The sequence below is a fragment of the Cytophagia bacterium CHB2 genome, assembly GCA_030263535.1.
Classification (GTDB): Bacteria; Zhuqueibacterota; Zhuqueibacteria; order Zhuqueibacterales; family Zhuqueibacteraceae; genus Coneutiohabitans.
The window spans coordinates 1-21,071 of the sequence record SZPB01000070.1 but is presented as its reverse complement, the minus strand read 5'-3'; the positions used below and the strand labels follow the sequence as shown (position 1 = coordinate 21,071).

At 52.4% G+C, this 21,071-nt stretch carries 12 protein-coding genes and 1 pseudogene; 3 read left to right on the top strand and 10 right to left on the bottom strand.

Features of this window, described 5'->3' with window-relative positions:
* The 7 genes from FBQ85_09395 to FBQ85_09365 all read right to left on the bottom strand — a co-directional run.
* Positions 1-883 (bottom strand): PorV/PorQ family protein (locus FBQ85_09395; GenBank protein MDL1875361.1); only part of this gene is annotated, 883 nt, incomplete at its 3' end.
* 90 nt (positions 884-973) lie between these two features.
* Positions 974-4,396: a hypothetical protein gene (locus FBQ85_09390; protein MDL1875360.1), complete on the bottom strand. Its 3,423-nt coding sequence runs from the start codon at positions 4,394-4,396 to the stop codon at positions 974-976.
* 73 nt (positions 4,397-4,469) lie between these two features.
* The gene (locus tag FBQ85_09385) at positions 4,470-4,847 is read right to left on the bottom strand and encodes a four helix bundle protein (GenBank protein ID MDL1875359.1); all 378 of its coding nucleotides are present in this window, start codon (positions 4,845-4,847) and stop codon (positions 4,470-4,472) included.
* A gap of 56 nt (positions 4,848-4,903) precedes the next feature.
* Positions 4,904-7,585, bottom strand: a complete 2,682-nt coding sequence (locus FBQ85_09380) for a TonB-dependent receptor (protein ID MDL1875358.1) — start codon at positions 7,583-7,585, stop codon at positions 4,904-4,906.
* Positions 7,586-8,046: 461 nt separating this feature from the next.
* Entirely contained in the window at positions 8,047-8,421 is a 375-nt protein-coding gene (locus FBQ85_09375) for a DUF3597 domain-containing protein (protein MDL1875357.1), read from the bottom strand.
* 472 nt (positions 8,422-8,893) lie between these two features.
* Positions 8,894-9,103, bottom strand: a complete 210-nt coding sequence (locus FBQ85_09370) for a hypothetical protein (GenBank protein ID MDL1875356.1) — start codon at positions 9,101-9,103, stop codon at positions 8,894-8,896.
* Positions 9,104-10,268: 1,165 nt separating this feature from the next.
* Entirely contained in the window at positions 10,269-13,451 is a 3,183-nt protein-coding gene (locus tag FBQ85_09365; protein ID MDL1875355.1) for a T9SS type A sorting domain-containing protein, read from the bottom strand.
* Positions 13,452-14,264: 813 nt separating this feature from the next.
* Between FBQ85_09365 and FBQ85_09360 the strand changes: the two genes are divergently transcribed.
* Entirely contained in the window at positions 14,265-14,435 is a 171-nt protein-coding gene (locus tag FBQ85_09360; GenBank protein ID MDL1875354.1) for a DUF2847 family protein, read from the top strand.
* A 68-nt stretch (positions 14,436-14,503) separates the two neighbouring features.
* Positions 14,504-15,958: an ATP-dependent DNA helicase RecQ gene (locus FBQ85_09355; protein ID MDL1875353.1), complete on the top strand. Its 1,455-nt coding sequence runs from the start codon at positions 14,504-14,506 to the stop codon at positions 15,956-15,958.
* Positions 15,959-15,989: 31 nt separating this feature from the next.
* Here the strand turns inward: FBQ85_09355 and FBQ85_09350 are convergent.
* Together FBQ85_09350 and FBQ85_09345 are read right to left on the bottom strand one after the other, a co-directional pair.
* A pseudogene (locus FBQ85_09350) lies at positions 15,990-16,260 on the bottom strand (hypothetical protein).
* The gene (locus FBQ85_09345; protein MDL1875352.1) at positions 16,257-16,475 is read right to left on the bottom strand and encodes a hypothetical protein; all 219 of its coding nucleotides are present in this window, start codon (positions 16,473-16,475) and stop codon (positions 16,257-16,259) included. Before FBQ85_09345 ends, FBQ85_09350 begins: the two are co-directional and overlap by 4 nt.
* 379 nt (positions 16,476-16,854) lie before the next feature.
* On the opposite strand from FBQ85_09345, the gene FBQ85_09340 reads away from it, so the two are divergent.
* The gene (locus tag FBQ85_09340) at positions 16,855-19,914 is read left to right on the top strand and encodes a T9SS type A sorting domain-containing protein (GenBank protein MDL1875351.1); all 3,060 of its coding nucleotides are present in this window, start codon (positions 16,855-16,857) and stop codon (positions 19,912-19,914) included.
* 144 nt (positions 19,915-20,058) lie between these two features.
* On the opposite strand, the gene FBQ85_09335 is transcribed toward FBQ85_09340, so the two are convergent.
* On the bottom strand, positions 20,059-21,071 hold a 1,013-nt coding region (locus tag FBQ85_09335; protein MDL1875350.1), incomplete at its 5' end, for a DUF3604 domain-containing protein.

Genomic DNA, 21,071 nt, shown 5'->3' with positions numbered 1-21,071 from the left:
GGAACAGCGCGGAATAGCCGCCGCGCAAAAAAAACATTTCATTCAGAACGACTTCCGCGCCGGCATTCATGCTTTCAGCGTTATCATTCGGATGCAACGCATCGACGCCCACTGTGACGCGCATATTGTCATTTTGGATCAATTCTGTGGCAATGCCAACGCGAAAGCCCAGCGGCAGCGGAAATCTCTCGGTTTCGTACAACGCGTTGACGAATTCAACATTGCCCTGGTTGTTGGGATCCGGATCGTTGCTGAAGCGAATGTCGCGGCCATCCAGGCGCATATCGCTGCCGAAGTTGGTGATGCTGGCGCCCAGGCGCACATTATTGAACGGCGTGGTGAATAACGCGCCAATGTCCACCGCCACCGCGCTGGCGTTCATGTGCCAAATGTTTTGCCGGATATACTTCGCGGTGCCGCCGATGGAAAAGCGATCGGTCAAACGGCGCGCGAAGCTCAAGCCCAGAGCCAGATCGTTGGCATTGAACAATTCACCGGTGCCCTCGGGTTTTTCGACCGTGCGGACGAAATCATCCGGCACGCCCAGGCTGGTCACGCTCAAGCCCATGACGCCGAGACCCTGAATATCAAACGCAACCGCCGCAAAATTGAAATTCATGTCAGCGAGCCATTGATTGTGCGCGAACATGACGCCAATGCCCTGATGATGCCCCAGGCCTGCCGGGTTCCAGTGCATCGCGCTCAAATCGCCTTCCATCGCGGCAAACGCGCCGCCCATGGCTGCGCCGCGCGCGTCCACGCCGATTTTCAAGAACTGCGCCACCGTTGTGCCGGTTTTAGTGATGGTTTGCGTGTTGTCGACCTGCGCGTGTGCGCCCGCAGCGAACAAGGCTATGACTAAGAGTAAACGGAATTCTTTCATGAGGACTCACTCTCCAAAAATTTCTGCGATGAAGAAGGTTGGCAGGAACATGCCGATCCTGCTTTTCCGCAATCCACCTGTCGAGTTTGGTTACTTGATCACTGCGAAACGGCCGATCTTCTGTCCGAGCGTTCCGGCATCGACGTGATAAATATAAACGCCGAACGCCAGCGGGAAATTGTCCTTCGTGGTCAAATCCCAGAAGGCCTTGCCATCGTCCATTGTGGTATGATGCTCGATGGTGTCGACCAACTCGCCGGTAACGGTAAAAATGCGAATGGTGCAATCTTTCGGCAGCAGATCGAAGTACAAGCGGCGCTGGCCGCGATCGCGCGGATTCTGCAAGTCCAGCGGCTCAATCGCGTTGGTCACGACATAGGGATTCGGCACCACGCGAATCTTGTCGAGCGTGTTGGTGGCTTGCACTTCATCAATGCGTGAAGCCGTGGTGGTGAAGCTGTAGGCGTCTTCTGCCGTGAACGGCCTGGAGGTGGCGATGAAATACACGTCGCCGGTGGTGGGCGCAACGGCATTTTCCGCGGGCGGCGTGAAGGTGAACTCCCAGGTTTGCACCAGGCCATCATCGCCCAGCAAAATAATCGCGCGTTCGCCGGGATTCCACAGGCTGTCGTTTCTCACGGTTTCTAGATAAACCATGCGCTGCTTTTTGGGCACCCGGCCTTTGGTGACCTCCCACACTTCGAAATTCGACTTGATGTAACCAAAGCCTGGACGGCTGCTGCTGTCTACCACGGTATTGGAAAAACGGACTTCGTAGTCCGCGGGATACTTGTTGCGATCCACGCCGTTGAACGGTTTGACCGAAGCGAGATAATTCGTCTTGCTCGCACTTGTCCATTTTGTGCGCGCTTCATCCAGATTGAGCGCGACATCCCTGACATAAAGCCGCATGCCGTCGAAGAAGGGATTGCCCTCTTCAAACGCCAGGCGCGTGCTGTTCAACAACGGGAAATAGCGATAAACCGCGCGCACACTCTCCTGCTCCTGAATCGCGCCGCCGGGAATGGCGCGCACGAAACCGGCCGGCGCCTGCAATTCATAATCCACCTCGCGCGTGAACACCCGGTTGCCGTCCGAGCTGGTCAGCGAAAACGTCGCCTCGTTGATGTTGGTGTTCGGCATGCTGATGAATTGATTCAGGCGCGCATTGAAGGTATTCACCACCGGTTTGAGATCTTCGATGGTATAGCTGGTGGGATTGTTGCTGAACGTAATGCGGAACTCGTCATCATCTTCCACCAGGCGCGGATCAACCACCTCGACCCACAGGTCGCCGGTGGCGACGCCGCTGACTTGCGCTATGCGGTTCGCTGCGCCATTGTCCTGCAACTGCCCTGGCACATAACCGGCCGTGGGCGCACGCGGGATAACTTGCACGGTATTGACATCCAGAATCAGCTCGTTGGTTTCGGGATTCAACGAGATGTTCTTGGAGCATTCCACCGGCGAAATCTTTTGCACGGGATCACCATGATCGTAGGAAACCACGGCGTAGTAGTACGTCTGCCCGTTGATGACATTGTTGGAATCAACAAACGAATGGCGCAAACCGGTGTTGCTGCCCAAATTGTAGGCAATACCGCGCTGCGGATCGATAATGGAACTCAGCCCGCTGTACTCATTATCCAAATCAAATCTGGCGGAGGCGCCCAGTACGGTCGTAAGCGGCTCATGGTAGAACGGCGAGCCGTTGGCATCGGTAATGGTCTGCTGATCTTCAAAATTCGGGTCCGTGCTGCGATAAATCACATAACCTTCGAAATCATTCGTTTCCGAAATCGGATCGAACGATTCCTCCGCGCCTTTATCCCAATAAAGCGTGACCTTGCGATCGCCCGGCACCGCCGTTACGATCGGCCGCTCCGGCGGCTTGGCGAATTGATAATTGATCTCATAAATCTGCTGCGCGGTTTCCGCATTCAAAATCAAATCATTGAGATTCTGGCCGACCAGCAACGCGATCGAGAAGCGGCGGATGGACTTGGCCGGCAGCGTGAGCGGCCCGGAACCGTAGAGAAACACATAATCGCCGGCTTGCGTAGTATTCGCCGAATCGAATTTTCCGGCGGTCATATAGTTACGGAAAATAAAATCGTCGTTGGAAATGACGTTTTGCCCGCCGAATGAAGGCGCCGCAAAACTGGTCAAACCAATCTGATCAGATTCATCCAAATCTGTGAATTCGAAATTCGGCTCGCCGGGTTCGCGAATGTCGAAGGGATCGCCGGCCGTGGGCACGCCGTCGTTCTCACCGCGATCACCGGTGTTGGGCACGCCGTCAACGCCAACATCGTGTTTCTCCGGATCCCAATCACCGTCGTTGTCGAGGCCGTCAGTTTGGCTTTCGTCAACCAAGCCATCGTTATCGTTATCGATGCCATCCGTGGGAAAGCCGGGGCTTTCTAAAAATTTATAGCCGAAATATCCCGGCCGGCGTCCGGCAACGTCGCTCAAGCCGTCTTCATCCCATGACCACACCATGTTGCGCGACCGGTCAAAAAACGACAAATCATCGCCGAAGTTGCTGGGGCCGCCGATATGCGGATCGCCCCACATGCCGAACGTCACATTGTTCAAATCCTTGTCGCTTTTGTTGGTAATTTTATAAATCAGAAAAATAATGTCTTCGGCGAGCGGATTCGACCATTGATAATAACGAAACTCGACTTCCAGGCCGAGGCCGCGCCGCGTCGAGTCGTTGACAAATGGATAATATTGAAATTCACGATTGCGGCGATCATCACACACAAAGATCGATTCCATATCGGCATTACTCGCGCCCTGCCGCAGCGCGCCCGGCCAAACGTATCTTTTTAGATTCGGATTGTACCAGCCGTCCGGCCAGCTATCCGGCTTGCCGTCGCCGTCGCGATCAAGATCGTTAACCGTGGGAATGCGGTTGCTTTGCGGATTGGCATAAGGCACGCGGCCGTCATCGCTGGTGGCCAGCGGCTCCCAGCCCCAAAACTCGCGGCCGTCGGGAGAAACCTCAAAACCCGTTGAAACCAATCCGTCGCTGATGCAAATCGCCGCCCAGGTGGTGTCGCCGTTGGGCTTGATGATAGGATTGTCATTGGCATCGCGTTTGATATAGGCATCGCGATGGCTGCGCGGCGGCACTTCGATTTCGGCAATGATGAACGGGCCGAATTCATAACCGTACCCCAAGCCTTCCCAGACGATATCCGTGACGCGATTGCCCGGACTTGAAATCGAGCCGTAATTCCAAATCTCGGTGGTGATCTTGTTGCCGTTGATGATGGCGCGCTGGCGCGGCGCAAGATTGTCGGTTATGCCGGAAGGCTTGCGCAGCATTTTTTGATGAATCTTCTCGCGCCATTGATAATAATCCTCGTGCTCGGCCTTGCTCCAGTTCTTCTGCGGGCCGTTGAGATACCATTGCAATGAGCCGCGCTTGGGCTGTTCCTGCGCCAAGACGGCCGTGCACAGCGTCAGAATGACTAACAACGTTGATTGTATTTTGAGATTCATGAACTCCCTCTCGGTGTATGTGTTTAAAAAAATGATTCTGGTTGCTCGATTCTCGATACTGGATACTGGATGATCATTTCTTGCTGAGATGTTGCTTCTCGACCGATTGTCTGAAGGAATTGATTTTCTTGCCCAACAAATCCAGTCTTTTGTGAAGATCCTGATAAAGCACGGCATCCGCAAGAGAGCCGGTTTCGAACAAAGTATCAAGATGATCGCTAGTCTCGTCGTTCGAAGCCAGCGCAAGAGTCAGAAAACGGATGAAGTCTTGCTTATACTCTCGCCGGCCGTATCCCTCAACAATCGTGGATTTGACTGATTTGCTGGAGCTTCGGATTTGGCTGCCCTCTTCGTACATTTCGAATTTTGGCAGTTTCTCGATCGTCATGCGATGAATATCAATAACCAACTGCCGCGACAATTGCCAAATCTCCAAATCCCGATAATTCATGCTTACCCCACTCCCTAAATATCCAGCATCAAGGATCCAGCATCAAGGATCAAGGATCAAAACTCCAGCGACATCCCCACCTGCGCCGAGCGCGGGGCGCTGTAATAATTCGGGCGGATTTGATATTCCGACCAGGTATGCACGCCCGGTTCGCCGTAATGCCGGATAAAGGCCTGCGTCTCTTCCAGGCTGCGGTTGACAAAAGTGTAGCCCGAGCGTCCGGTATCGTCGAAAACGAAGCGTTCATTGCGCTCATCGAACACATTAAAGACTTTGGCGAAGAACACAAAATCGACATTGCTCACGCGCAGATTCTTGAACACGCGCAGATCGAGATTCTTTTGCCAGGGCTTGCTGCCGCTGTTGGCGGTCGGCACATAGTTCGCGAACGGAATATTGGGCGTATGCGGCCAGCCACTGCCGACTTTGCCGATGAAACTCACGCCCCAATTGCCCGGCTCGCTGATCGTTACCGTGGTGTTGAGCAAATGGCGTTGATCCCAATTCAGCGGCACGACCTGCTTTTCTTCATCCATGCCGGACAGCGCGCTGAAGAAGAACGCGCCGCTACGCACATCATTACCTTCGGCTTTCTGGAACGTGTAATCGATCCAGGCCGAGAGCTTGGTGTTGGGATCGTGGCGTTTGGTCAAGCTCAGCGTGAAGCCTTTCACCGCGCCGTAATCTTTGTTGAGATAGATGTTGTAGCTGCGCGGTCCGAATTGCAACGATTGATAGCTGATGGTTTGCAGCGCCAACAGATCGCGAATATCCTTGGAGAACAAGCTCATCTCAATGGCGAGTGCCTCGCCGAGTTGCTGCTGCAAGCCAAATTCATAGTTGACGGTTTTCTCCGGCTTGAGATTGGCATAACCGAAATCCGAAAAGCCGCGCGCGCCATAGACATTGCTGCCGTAAATACGGCGCAGCTCGGGCATTTGGTAGAAATGGCCATAGGAGAAATGCAGAACCCCGCGATCGGTGATGGGAAAAGCCACGCCCAGCCGCGGGGATACGCGTTGCTTGGGATCGGCTTGCAGGCGCCCGCCTTCCGGATCGAGAATGTTGGCGATGTAATCGCTGTTGGGATCGAAATAGTCGTAGCGCACGCCGGCATTAATGATCATATTTTGATATTCGATCTTATCCTGCAAATACGCGGAGAAGAACATCGCAGTCTTGTCATAAAACGTGTGACTCGGTGTTTCATTCGCCGGCACCACCGTGGGCACATCGTAGAAATCGTTATCATAAAGAATTGTGATATTGCGCTCGCGCAAATGGTCGCGCCGCACGCTCACACCGGTTTTGATTTCATGCCGGGTATTGAGCTGGCTGGTGAAATCGAGCTTGCCGCCATGGGAGTCCGAGTCGCGATAGAAATGTCCCATCTGCGTGCCGCCAAAAGCATACGTCGCCGTCGAGGGCGAACCTTCGATGCGCGTGGTTGGCACATAACGCGGATCGGTGGGATCCTCATAAACAAACTGTTTGAAATCCGTGGTGGCGTAAAAAACGTTAATCTCGTAAAAGCTCTTGGTAAATGCGTGATTCAATTTGAATGAATAATTGTAGTTGTCGTCGCGATAATTGTAGGTACCGTCGGGGTTGAAGCGGTAATCATGCACATAGGATTTGTAGCGGCCGCGATCATATAAAATCTGCGAAGAGAGCTTGACGCGCGGCGCCAGGCGAAAAGTCAATTTGCCCAGGACATTGACGTCCTTGCTGGGATTCATCGGCACAAACGTGCCGTCGCCGCCGCGCTCGATGTACCAATTGTTGTCGTCTTCAAAATTGGCGGAATCGCCGGGCACATGCTCACGAATGCCGTAATGAAAGCCTTCGTCGTCGTCATAGCGGGTGCTGAGATTGAACGTCAGCTTGTTCCCGGTAAACGGCACCGGGCCGTTGAGCGTGGCGTCCAGCACGTAATTCGCAAAGGGGTTGATGTCATTAATATTGTAGAAGATTTCCTTGCCATTGGAAAGATAGTCTCCGGTGTAGGCGGAAAAGCTGCCTTTGTAATCCGCGCCGCCTTCCTTGATTTGCAGATTGACGATGCCGCTCATGGCATTGCCGTATTCGGCATTGAACGCGCCGCTGATCACCTTCAACTCTTCCAGCGCTTGATTCGAAACGTTGTTGGCCAGGCTGTTGGTGAAGAAAGGATTGGCCACCGGCACGCCGTCGATATAGTAGCCGATTTCATTCGAGCGGCCGCCGCGAATGTGCAGCGTGCCATCTGCGCCGGTGTTCACGCCCGCCTGCGTGGTGAGCACACCGATGAAGGTTTCCACCGGCAATGCTTTGATTTCCTCGGCGGTGTGGACTTGCTGCGAGGCGGTCAAATCCTTTTGCACCAGCGGGCGCTCGGCCACGATGACGACTTCCTCGCCTTCAATGGCCTCCGCCGACATCTGGAAATCCTCACGGGTGGTTTGATCCACCGTCACCCGCACGTTTTCGATGCGAACTCTGCCATAACCCACGAACGAGGCGCGCAGCGTGTATTTGCCCGAGGGCACGTTGAGAATGACGTAGTTGCCGTCAATGTCCGTGGCGGCGCCCAGCGTCGAGCCTTCGATCACGATGTTCACGCCCGGCAGCGGCTCGCCGGTTTGCTTGTCCAGCACGCGCCCGGCAATTTTACCACCACTGGCAAGGGCGGAAAAGGAGAAACAAAAGAGACCCAAGAGTAGCCACACGCTGCTCAGGTGTTTCTTATCAACCATCATTATGCAACCCTCCGAAAGAGTGTAACGAGTTTCAGGCGGAACCGCCCGGGCAGTAAGTCATGGAATGCACACAACCACAATATGCCGTTTAATTTTTTGATTCTATGCCGGTTGATGCGGGTAACTTTAAAATAGAATAATCGCCACGGATACACACTGATGAAACACGGATAACATAAACCCATTCCGAGCGAGCCGAAACTCAACAAGTCAAAATTATCGTCTTTGTATTGGAATAGAGAAAATACATGCAACCGTCTTGTATCTTTTAATGACAACACCGCCCGGGCGGTGTTGTCCCACGGATAATAATTATCCGTGAAAATCCGTGTTCATCAGTGGCTTGAAAATTTTCGGATGCAACTTCGCTGCCCTGTGTCGCTTCATAACCGGTGAACACTTCCGCCCGGGCGGTAAATCAAGAAACGCGCGCAGCCAACATACTCACGCGCCGCAATCTGTCAGTCCAGAAGTTCCTTCGGAATGTTGCCGCCATTGTCGGCGAGCTTTTGCAACACGGTTTTATGCAGCCACATGTTCATCTGCGCGGAGTCGCCCATCTTTTCGGGGGGACATCCCAGCTCGGTTGCCAGCTCTTTGCGCGCGGTAAAGCTGCTGTCCAGGCCCAAAAGCTTCAACAAATCGACGATCGAAACTTTCCAATTGAGCTTCTGGGGATTGGCGGCGGCCAGGCCTTCGAGTTTGGACATCACATCAACCACTGAAATCGCAGCCGGCGCTTGCGGCGTTGTGGTAGCGGTCGGCGCAGCAGAAGTCGTTTCTGCTGCCGGTTTGCCGAAGCCGAGTTTCTCGAGAATTTTGCTGAACAGACTCATGATAGTACCTTTCTTGTTAAAATGAAATTCCTGTTGCAACAAACAACAACACAAGTGAAGCACACAAAAATGAAACCGGGCTTACGCTTTGGTTCTTTTGAACTGTACAGCCATGCCTTGCCCAAGCCAGGCTTCGCCAGTGTCATTCAGAACAAACGTAGAAGTAGTCGCCCAAGTTAAGCCCAGGATTCACTGGCCAGTTATCGTCACCGATTGCCCCAACTGCAATAACTGGAGACCATACAACAAAAGGTAATGGGCCTGGCGGAAGTTCATAACGAACTTTTATTTTTATATCAAAAACGTGAACATTTCCTGGTATTGCATTACCATCAATTTCAAGTCTTTTACGATTACCACCAGAAGCTGTGCCATAAAGCTGAAAGCCTGTTCCGGTTCGTTGATCAACCCACCATTCAATGCAATCGATATAACTATCTGGCTCAGAGCCGTTGAATTGTAAATAGGCTAACTACTCTTTTTTTGCTTCATTGACCCAATAGTAAGGAGTTTCACCACCACTATGTTCTCTATATAATGAAATTGTTACAGTGGGTTCCATCGCCGGCGTTACCTTTCCACCATCAACTGATGTAGAGGGTGTTTTGCCAAGACTAAGGATAGTTGGAAACGAAACTCCGATTACAATCGCAAGAATTGGTGAAAATATTTTTCGATACATCGTAGGCCTCCACAAATCAAAAGTACCATTGGATTATGGAATACCTTTATTACGATTTTAATCTCAACTTGCGGCAGTGTACACTGGTGGCAATCTTTGCAAGCCCTCAACGAGAAACTTATTCTTCCCTACAATTTCCGTCCTCTTCCTCTTTGGACATAAACAGAAGATAGCTGCCTGTCGACTTTCTCAAAGTCAATTTATGCCTTGCGAAGTTACCTGACCTTCGCAAGGCTTAACACAAAATTTATTTCACCAGCGTCATGCGCTTGATCTTCTTGAAGTTGCCAAATTCCAGTGAATAGAGGTAAACGCCAATGACAACTGCGTAGTTCTTACTGTCCCAAATGCCAACGCAATTGAAGTGTTATGCCTTTGACCCTGTTTTGGTTAGGGCTAATTACACGCACCATAGTATGTACCCGGGTGAGTTCCCTGCTGCACTCCTAAGGGTTCACCAATACCAATGGTCAGTTCATTGGAACTCTCAGTCTCTATTTGACCTGCAAGATAATACTGAACGACCGCACGAACTTCGAATGTTTCGCCGAGATGATCATCTGCGTTGGATCGTTGAAAGCCATTGCTAGGTAGGGTTTGCCAGGGTCCATTAGCATTAAACTCCCATCGAACGCAGACAATTTCTCCGTATGATTGTTCGTCAAAATAAAACTCGAACTCTTGAAATCATTCCGTGGGAGGTTGTTTATCATTGAGATAGTATAGTGGCCCGTATGCAGAAACTGTCCGGGTGGGTTCTTTGAGCATTTTGGGGTACGCACCACTATCAGTTGATGTAGATGAAGTTCCTGCTAGTACAAAGAAAATAGAAATGAAAACTCCAGCAATTCTCAAGGGATTTGTAGGCTGCGAAGATTTATTCCGACACATTTCAGGCCTCGATTGATTAAAATGATTGCTGTTGTTGTGTTCAAAATCATAACTCTAGGTATTTTTTAAAATCGCCTTCTCGATGGCAACGTGATTGCCCCAGTGGTCTTTGTCGTTTCTCAACAATGAACATGAAATATGCCCTTTTCATAAACACTAACACATCTCTCAGACTTTCAAAATAAAGAAAACAGATGTCAACCCACCATCAACCTCTGCAAAGCGATATTAACCTTGCGAAGGCTCTTGGCCCTCGCAAGGTTAATTTGAGATTTCACTTCACCAACGTCATACGTTTCGCCTTCTTAAAATTACCGAATTCCAGCGAATAGATGTAAACGCCGCTGGCGACTCTTTGTCCATTCACGTTTTTTCCATCCCACTTCATCTCATACCGCCCAGCGCTCTGAAGTTGATCATCAACCAACGTTCGAACGACTCGGCCCATCATGTCATAAATGCGCAGCGAAACACGCTTGTTGATGGGTAAGGTGTAACGAATCGCCGTGGCCGGATTAAACGGGTTGGGATAATTCTGCTCCAGCACGTAGTCATCCGGCGTGATAAAGGTGGTTTTGTGCTCCTCCACACCGACACCGCCGCCTGTAAATTCGAAGCGTTGCACCGACCAACTCTTTGGATTCTTGACTTTCGTCAACACGGAATCGTATCTTGCGGTAGCGGTATTCCAGGTCAAATTCAAAGTTCCAATGCTGTCTTGATTGCCTTGGAAGCAGGCAATAATTTCATAGTCACCGTCATTGTCAAAATCAATCGGCTGGCGATTGAAATTTGATTGCACTTTGGCAGCAAACACACCGTGAATCGTTTGCGTTGTGGTCATGATACCCAATGAATCCTTTACAACAATGTCGATCGGATTCGCTTCGGAACCGGTGAAGATGTCTGGCTCGCCGCTGTAAATGACTTTCGTCACGTAACCGGAAGGATCGCGCGGGTTGTTTCCGGCCAATTCGGCACTCACAATGGTGCGCGGGAAAGTGGCACCGGAAAAGATATTCGCGCGACCGTTTTTGTCGACATCAAACACTGAAGTAGAAAAGCTGGCGAATCTTGGGATGACATTTACAACGTGCGAGCCGTCAATAGAAAGAACATCATCACCGGGGTTGTAATCAACGACATAGAGATCACCGGTGTCGAAATTCACAAAATAGGCTTCATCGTTGCCATCACCGTCTGCATCCCCAGTCGCACCGCCGAAAAGGGCGCGTGTATCACGCGGGGCTGTCGCCTGAAAAAATCTCGTAGGTGAAGTGGGATCGGGCGCTTGATAAGAATCCGCTCCAAGCACGTCAACGTTGTACAAGTTAAAAAAGTTGAACGTATGATTGATGATTTCCCATGTGCCGTCGCCGTCCAAATCTGCAGGAACCGCGTGAAACGGTGAGCCGCCGCCATATTCACCCCGATCGACAAAAAACTCGCTTACCCAGGTTTCGAAGCCGCCTCCAGAATTGTGCTCAATGTCTCCGATGACCGACGTTACCATCAGGCCGCGCTTGCCCCCGCTAACGGCCCGGAGGTTGCTCAAAAGAATTTCCTGCTTGCCGTCATTATCAACATCGAGAACAAAGGGAATGCCCTCGTGTTCGGCGTTGAAAAAATTCGGATTCGAAGCGCAGCAGCTATCGATTTCAGTGTTAATGAGCGAAGAGTAAGTCGTGCCATAATTGTCACTGCCGGTAACGCCATCCCATTCGAATACGCGCCATCCCGGAGGTAATGTAGCCAATGGAAAAATGATTTCCCATTTATTGTCCCCGTCGAGATCGCCAACGGTTACGACGCGAGGATTTCCTCTGACTAAATTATAATTATCGGCAGTATCAACCGGTGAAGCCCAAACTTGCTCGAATACGTCTTGTTGCTGATCGTATTCAAAAACTCTCACAGCAGCCGCAGCGTAATCGGTGACAATCAATTCTTTCTTACCGTCTTGGTCGAGATCAAAACCACCAATGACTGAGCGGCTGTTTCGAGATGATTGACTCGCATACAAGGGATCTGCCGCATCGGTATGTGAGATCTGAGTGCGCGGCTCCCATCCCTCCGCTAGCTTCTCCGCCGTGTTGGGATCATACTCCAACACCAAAATCAACGGCTGGCTGGGATCGTCGGCATAACGGTTAGTGATCACCACTTCGCGCAGCCCGTCGCCGTCAAGATCGACCGGCGATATGCGCAGCGGATACCAATAATCAATCGGTTCGCCTGCGCTCTCCAAAATCTCAGTCCACGCATAGCTGCTGGAATCCGCCGGCGAGCCAATGCCAAGATATTCGATGCGGTGGATGGTTTCAGAGTTGCCGGTATTCACAATAATGTCGAAACGGCCGTCGCGGTCAATATCGCCGACATCCGCGCCGCGCGGGCCTTGTGCCGAGGAAGAGGCATTAAAAAATTTGCCTACGCGCTTAAAGTTGTCAACCGTCAAGGTTGACACATCGGAAACATTGTCAAGGAAGTAAAGCACGCCATTGGTCATGGGGAACCAGGCTTCCAGCGCCGCATCGGCGTCAACATTGGCAAACAACAGTTTATGGCGATTGAATGATCCGGGATCAACTTCCGGAAACAATCCATTGAGATCGACTTGCAACGCATACGCATCCGGGCCCGTGGCTTCAAAAATGGTAAAGCTGAAATTGTCCCACGTGTTATACCAAATTTCGCGCAAACCATCGCCGTCGAAATCAGCAACGTCAACATCATAGGGGCCGCCGCCGCCGAGCAGATCTTCACCCGCGGAAAACTCCACGGCGAACCCGGCGAATTCATCGAGCGTCGGCGTGGTGAGTTGCGCCACCACCAACTCGCGCCGGCTGCCGGTGCGGGATTGGGTTATGATTTCGATTTTGCCGTCGCCGTCCACGTCATCCAGCTTGATGCCGGAGGGCCGAAAATCCAGCGCCACATCTTTGCCGTAATCATAGGTGAGCGTAGGGTTCGCCGGAAACGCGCCGGTGTCATCTTGCTCGAAGATAAAAAGCTTGTTGGGGTTGTTGATAGTGGGCACGCCAAAATAAATTTCCCATTTGCCGTCGCTGTCAATGTCGCCATAGGTCAGCGCGGGAAAGGAGTTGGTGCCCTCGGGCATGGTGTAATGCCAGACATGTTCATATTGATCGTTGCCGGCAGCTTCGTAGAGATAAACATCAAGGAAGCCGGGATCCGGCCCGGCGGGGGAGAGGGTTTCATCGGTGGCAAACAGAATCTCACGGCGGCCGTCGCGGTCAAAGTCCATTCCAACTTCGACCTTGCTGCTGCCGAAGTATTCCACGTCTCTAAAATTAGCATCCGTGCGGGGATTCAACGCCCACGAAATTTTAAACCCGGGACCGGCGTTGTATTGCGCCTGCGCCGGTTGCGCCAGAAATCCGGCAACCAACGCCGCCAATACCGTCAACGCAAAAATTTTTACCACTTTACCCATCGCGTACCTCCATAAAAGATTATTGGAACGAAGAACTATTGTGGATTGAACTTATGGTAAAAGACAATAGCAGATGACGCCGTTAAACGGTGGGAATATTCTACTGAAAATGAAAGCGCCGGTAATCTCGAACAGCTCGAGAAGGAGAGAGTGTATCGCGTGTGCATGCAGGTGGTGTAGACCTTTCGCTTTGCGGTTGTGTTGACCTCAGAGGATTGGTTCGAACTCCTGCTCGAAGAAACAGGTCCCTTCCTGGGGAAATGCGTGCGGGATATCGTATTGTCATGCCATCCGGCGCGCCTGTGCTGCTCTTCAAGATTCGCGTCAATCGAAGAGCAAATGTGGAAGGCCAATATAAAAGCTTTTGCCCTGCCTGTCAAGTCATTTTAGCCCGTGCGAAGATATTCGCAGAATTTGGGACGCGCCAAACAAGCGTGAAATCAAGAATTTTCTTGATTTAAACTGCGTTGGCAATGATGCCATAACAAGATAAGCTTGCGCTACTTCAGCCAAATCCAAAAGCTCACCGCTCGACGAAACCGCGAAGGGACACCAATAAACGCGAATTTTAAATTAGCGAATATTCGCGTTCATTCGCGGTTTCAAAAATGAAACGGTTATTTGAATGGCACTCCTCGGCATGCAAAATTAAGATAGCAGAATTTGGCTTGTCGCAGCCTGAGCTTGCCGAAGGCTGTCCGGACTTTATGCTTGCAGCGCGCAAGGCCATTGCTTATCTTGTTCGCAAATAAAACCGGGAAAAATATATCCCTCTTCGCCTTGTCAGCAAGGATATGGTGAAGTAGCAGGCAAATTGCCGCAGTAAGCGGCATCGCGCATGCCTCTCCGCAAGTGATATTGTTTCATCACAGCCGCGCAATTTGGCACGCCTCACACAGCGAGATCAATGCAACGGCCAAGCCGTTGCAGGAGCACTTTTATTCGGAGGCTGTGATTTCGGACGGACACCAAATAAATTTCTGAAATCCGTACAGATCCGTGTAAATCAGTGGCTAAAATCATACTGCCCAACCAAATTTTTCTGACGTCACATGACCCCGCAAAAGGCTTTAAAAAAATATTTCGGCCATACTGTGTTTCGCGGCCAGCAGGAGGAAATCATCGCGCATGTTTTGCAAAAGCGGCATGCGCTGGTGATCATGCCCACCGGCATGGGCAAGTCGCTGTGCTATCAAATCCCGGCTTTAATCAATGAAGGATTGACGCTGGTCATTTCGCCGTTGATTGCGCTGATGAAGGATCAAGTCGACGTGTTGGTGGGCAAAGGCATGGAAGCGGCCTATATCAATTCTTCCTTGAGCCGCGCGGAACGCGAAGCGCGCTATGCCGCGGTGGCAGAAGGCGCATACCGTTTGCTCTACGTCACCCCTGAACGTTTTCGCAAGCCGGAATTCGTCGCGTTGATGCGCCAACGCCGCGTCGATTTGCTGGCGATCGATGAGGCGCATTGCATCAGCCAATGGGGGCATGATTTCCGCCCGGATTACACGCGCATGCGCGAGATTCGTGGCGTGCTCAACCATCCCACCACCATCGCCTTGACAGCGACGGCCACGCCCGAAGTGCAAGACGACATCGTCAAGCAACTCGGCCTCAAGGCTGCTGAGATCAAACTCTTTCACGAAGGCATTGCGCGGCCGAATTTGCATTTAGCCGTGGCGGAGGTTTGGGGGCAGGAACGAAAATTAGAGCAGATCATCAGCATGCGGCAACGCCAGCGCGGCAACGGCATTGTCTACTTTGCGCTGATTAAAACCTTGCAGACGTTTAGTGAACAACTGAACTCAAAAGGCGTGCGCCACCTGCGCTATCACGGCGATTTGGAGGCGGCGGAGCGCAAGCGTGTGCAGAATCAATTCATGCAGGGCGAGGGCAATCTGGTGCTGGCGACCAATGCCTTCGGCATGGGAATCGACAAGGATAACATCCGTTTCGTGTTGCACGCCGAAGTGCCCGGCTCGCTAGAGGCCTATTATCAGGAAATCGGGCGCGCGGGCCGCGACGGCGAGCATGCCGAGTGTGTCTTGCTTTACGACGAGCAGGATCTGTTGATTCAAATGGATTTCATCCAGTGGAACAATCCCAATGCGGCGTTTTATGACCGGGTTTATCATTTCCTGCTCGACGATGCCGATAAAGTCAACGCCTATGGCCTGGAAGGTTTGAAGGAAAAATTGCATTTCAAGAACAAGCATGATTTTCGCCTGGAAACCGCGCTGGGCATGCTCGACCGTTATGGCGTTACCGAGGGCGCGCTCGAGACAAGAAATTTGATTGTAACAAGCGAACTGCCGCAGCGGCTCAGCACGCAAGCGGAACTCGACGACAAGCTCAAACGCGAACAGAAAAAACTCTATGCGCTGGTGCAATATGCCAAGGCGGAAAGCTGCCGCAAGGCATTCATTCATGATTATTTCGGCCTGTCACATGCGGCCAACTGCGGCTCGTGTGATTGGTGTTTGAGGGGGGAAGGTCGTAGATGGTAGATGGATGATAGAGTTCCGCTTAGAAATTCTATTACACTTTGGCAATAAGCGTATCGTAATCAGAGTGAGAACCAATCCAGAACCAAGTCACTTTGTTGCCTTGCTTTAGACCCAGTGCTCTCCATCCGATGGCAACGCGGACTGAATAAATTGGTTTGCTCTGGTGTACTTGTTTAAATTCAAGGCTGGGGTGATATGGATTTTTGTTTCCAGCGTTGATAATTCCTTTGAGCTTGTCGCTGGATTCTGCTGGGAAGCTTTCGGAAAGACTTGCGAAAATCGTCTGTTAAATACGACGTCATAACTCATCAAAGCCCATTTTCTTGACTCGTTTGGCTTTGATTTCTTGAAGCGCCTTATCTGCCAACTTTGCAAGTTGATCCTGCGTCTTGGCAAAGGTTTGATCCCACTTTAGCTCCGCTTCAATATCTTCGAGTAATTGTTGAGCGATTTGTTCTTGAACCGTTTCCGGAAGCTCTGCGGCTTTATTAAAAGCCTGTGATAAGAGTGCGGTCATATGATCTCTCCTGTCTGTGTAAGCGCAAATATAGGAAAAAATATGGCCGAAGCAACGGTAATTCTCAAGTCAAAATTTTGGTGTTGATAGCAAATTCTTGAACCAACCGTTTCAGTCCTGCACAATGTTCCGCGTTGACTCAGGCGGTTTGTTGCTTGTGCGTGAACTCTTCCTGTCCTGATTCTTCATCCGTCAGTGAACGCGCCTATAATATCGTTGATATTCCTGAGCATTCTGCCCTTCAACTAAAAAGGCGCAATTGCAGAAGAATCATAATCCCCTGGCTTGGCTTTTGCCTTCAGCCGCCGATATTCCCCACCTCTTTTGCCGCTTGCGGCAATGAAGCTTGTCAATCGTTCTGAAGCTTTGGCCATGATACATGCTTGGAAAGGAAAAACGCATGCTGCGTTGTTCACCGCCTTGTTTGCTGACTCTAACACTTTTGTTTGTTCTAGAATACTCTTCCTTCCCGGTTTCGGCTTTCGCGCAAGGCCGGCCCTCCCCTCATAGCGATTCCCTGCGCCAGACGCTGCAACTGCCGGCCGCTGTCCGTCTGCACTGGCCGGCGGGCCGCAATGGCGTGGATACCATCAGCGTCATCGACGACTTCAATCGCGCCGAGATCGGCGATCACTGGACGCACGACAAGCGCTACTGGAGAATCAAGGACGGCGAGCTGACGCATACGCCGGAGGCGATTTATGGCTGGCGTTATTTAGCCGTCTTCAATCCGGTCTACAACAAGCCGGGGCGGCGATTGCATTCGGTATCCTATCGCTGGGGACAGCATGCGGATTCGATTGGCATCAAGGAAGGCGCACACGCTCTGATGATCGACACCCTGTCAACCACCGGCAGCGGCTACTGGCTGTGGCACCGCACCAATTATCACCAAGTCTGGTTGTGGATCGTGCGCTACGGCACGTGGGAATACACCTGGGGGCAGGGCAAGAGCGTCGATCAAAAACCGGCAAATGTTCGCAATCCGGTTGCCGGTGACGTGGTGACGGCCGTCATTCGCCAGCGCAGCGCTGCGAATTATTTTGATTACTTTGTAAATGATAGTCTCGATGCCACCTGTGCAGACAGCAGCAAGGAGTTCGGTGTTTATGAAGATTGGTACGTGGGCGTTTTCATTCATGGCGAGAATCTGAACAATGCGGTGGATGATTTCACTGTGACCTGGCTGGAAAACGACAAGATCGCGCCAGGCGCGGTGAGCGATCTGCGCGGCACGGACAGTACCTCCTCCTCGATCACGCTAACCTGGTCGGCGCCGGGCGATAACAATTGGGACGGCCAGGCGCACCGTTATGACATTCGTTATTCGACCGAGCCAATCACGGCAAACAATTTTTCAGCAGCAGCCGCAGCGCCCCCACCGGCGCCTAAACGCGCCGGTGAAACACAAACTCTGGTAATCAACGGCTTGCAGATTTATCAAACGTATTATGTTGCGATGCGCGCGTATGATGAAGTCGGGCATGTGAGTGCGCTCTCGAACGTTCTTAAAATCCGCACTAAAGGCGACGGTATCGGGCAGCAGCTTGCGTTAGCCGGCGGCTGCGATCAAACCGGTGACGTGGGCAAGCCGTTGGCGCAACCGCTGGTGGCGCAAGTAACCGATCGCTTCGGCGCGCCGGTGAGCGGTTTTGCCGTGCAATTCGCCATCGTGAGCGGTCACGGCCATTTGCAGGGCGACAGCACGCGCACCGTCACCACGGACGCCAATGGCCGCGCGCAGACGGCGTGGACGCTTGGCACATTACCGGGTCGTCATGAAGTCGAAATTCGCGCGAATGGTTTAAGCGGTTCGCCGATTCGTTGCCAGGCCACGGCGAAAATCGGCGCGGCGGCAAAAATTAATCTTGTCAGCGGCAATGGCCAAATCGTGTCAGCCGGCAAAGCCTCTGCGCCCGTCGTTGTTCGCGTCTTGGATGCTTTGGACAATCCCGTTGCTGTTGAGTCGGTGAAATTTGCCATTGTTGCAGGCAGCGGGTGGTTTAGCGGAAAAGCAAAAACGTTCGAAACAACAACCGCAAACGATGGCACGGCTGCGGCGTCATGCTTTGCCGGCGAGATTTATGGAGATACTACCAAAATAGAAATTCAATCCGGCCAGAACCCGGCCTTGAAAGCGCGTTTCAATCTCATCACCGCAGCGCCGGATTCGCTGGCTGAAATCAGCGGCAATCAACAGACGGGGCAATCCGGCGCAACCTTGCCGGAGCCGCTCGTCGTGCGCGTGTTTGATGAGCAGGGCGCGCCGGCAAAGAATTTTGGCGTCACGTTTCGCGTGGTTGCGGGCGGCGGCAGCTTCGCCAACGACACTACTCAAATTCGCGTGCTTACGGATAGCAGCGGTTATGCTGCGGCATTTTGGAGACTCGGTCAAAATCTCAGCAGCCAGCAAGCAAATGTCAAAGCTGAATTCAACGGCGCGAAACTGCGCCAGTCGCCGATCAGCTACTTTGCGACAGCCACGCCTGCAACCATCAGCCCGACGCTTTCGCGTGTCACCGCCGCGTCCGGCGCGAGTTTTCCGGCAGACAGCGCAGCGGAGGCTGCTATTACCATCACCTTGCGCGATGAATTCGGCCAGCCGGTGGCCGGCAAGCAGGTACACATTCAAGTTTCCGGCCGCGGCAATTTCATCACACAACCGGACGCGCCCACCAATGCCAATGGCAGAGCGACGGCGAAGCTGCGTTCGATGCAAGCCGGGATTAAAACCGTTTCGGCCTATGTTGTCTCACCGGCGCTCAAGCTCGCCGATAGCCTGCGCCTCACCTTCACGCCGCTGCCCGCAACGACGTTTGAAATCGCCGGCGGGAATAATCAAAGCGGCGTCATCAATGAGCCGCTGGACGAACCGGTGATTGCAGTTTTGCGCGACAAGCTCGGCCATCCACCAGCAGCGACGGAGGTGCAGTTTACGGTGGTAGCCGGCGGCGGCAGCTTGTTGAGCAACGCCATCGTTGTTTCGGACAGCAACGGCCTGGTGCAAGCGGTTTGGCGCATGGGGCCGGGCGTCGGGATCAACCGGCTGGAAGCCCGCGCGGCAAACGCGGAGTTGCCTGTGCTGAGCTTCAACGCATTGGCGCTGGTCACCGGCGTGGCAGAGAAGTCTTCCGGCAATTTGCCGTTGCAATTCACCTTGCGGCAGAATTCTCCCAATCCCTTTAATCCTGAAACGAACATTCAATTTGATCTGCCAGAAGCAGCGCTGGTGCGGTTGGAGTTGTATGATCTGAATGGGCGCTTGGTGCGAATGTTATTGGAAGGCGAGCGGCCGGCGGGCACACACACGGTGAGATGGAACGGCCGCGATCAAGCGAATCAGGTGGTGAATTCCGGTGTTTATGTCTATCGCCTGCGTGCCCATTCACGCCACAGCGGCGAGTTTACGGCAACGCGCAAACTTATTTTGATGAAGTAATGGCAATTGAATAACACAGGCATTTTCTGCAACCGCTAATAAACGCGAATATGCGCTAATATATTTATCATTCGCGCTTATTAGCGTTTATTCGCGGTTTCAAGGAAATGAGTAAATTATTAAGACGGTACTCCTAAAAAATACTCACTCCATCGTCACCCAAATCGGACTTGACCACGCCATTTCGCCGTCATCTTGAACCACACGGACGTAATACCAATGCGTGCCCGGGCCGGCCTGTTCGTCAATCAGCTCGAATCTCACCATATCGCCCACGCCGAAATCACCGCCGTGTTGATGAATGATTTGATTGTCCCGCAGCAAGTAAACGTAGCGAATCTTTCCCGTGCCGGCAACGCGCGCGCTCAACTTGGGCGGCGTGTTGGTGGTGTATTCACTGCCCATGGCATGATTATCCGCGCTGAAATTCAGCAAAATGCGCACGCCGCTGGTGGCATAAACGCGCCGCGCCTGTAGCGCTTCATACAACGAGGCGCGCGTGAGCTTGCCTTTGAGCCACACGCCTGCCAAACCCTGCACCCAGGGATCGCGTTTGCGGCCAATACCGTGATGCCAGATCAAGCCGTGACCGTCGGAGGCGCCGAGCACGCCGAAGCGCAGCCCTTGCGCTAGGCCGTTTTGCATAAACATCCCGGGCGTTCCGCCGCGATGCGTGATCGGCTCGTTACCCATGTATTCAAAGGCGCCGTGCACCGAAATGATTTCCACATTCGGCTGTGCCACCGGGTCATGATTTTGCCAATCGACGCCGGTCCAGCCAATGTGATGCGGAAACGCAATCGCGCCTTCGGCTTTCAAGCGCGCAAACAGCTTGGCCGTGGAGTTGGCGTTGCTGTCCGCGAGACTGAAAATCGCATAGGACTCATCGCGAAAATAAACGTTCTTGTGACCCGCGCCGTTGGGCCAGCGCGCGGCCGTCCATTCGTAAGCCGGCAGCGTGATGAAGTCTTGCGGCGCATTGAAGCTAGCAGTGATCGTTTTGAGATATTCCCACTCTGAGGGCAGCAAGCGATTGCGCACAAACCATTCGTGATCCGTGAGCGCGGCAAAATCCCATTGATAAAAATCACGGCTGCGCGTGTAACAATCATCGGCTGTGCCCATGCCGTCCGAGAGATTCGAGTGCTGGTGCAGAT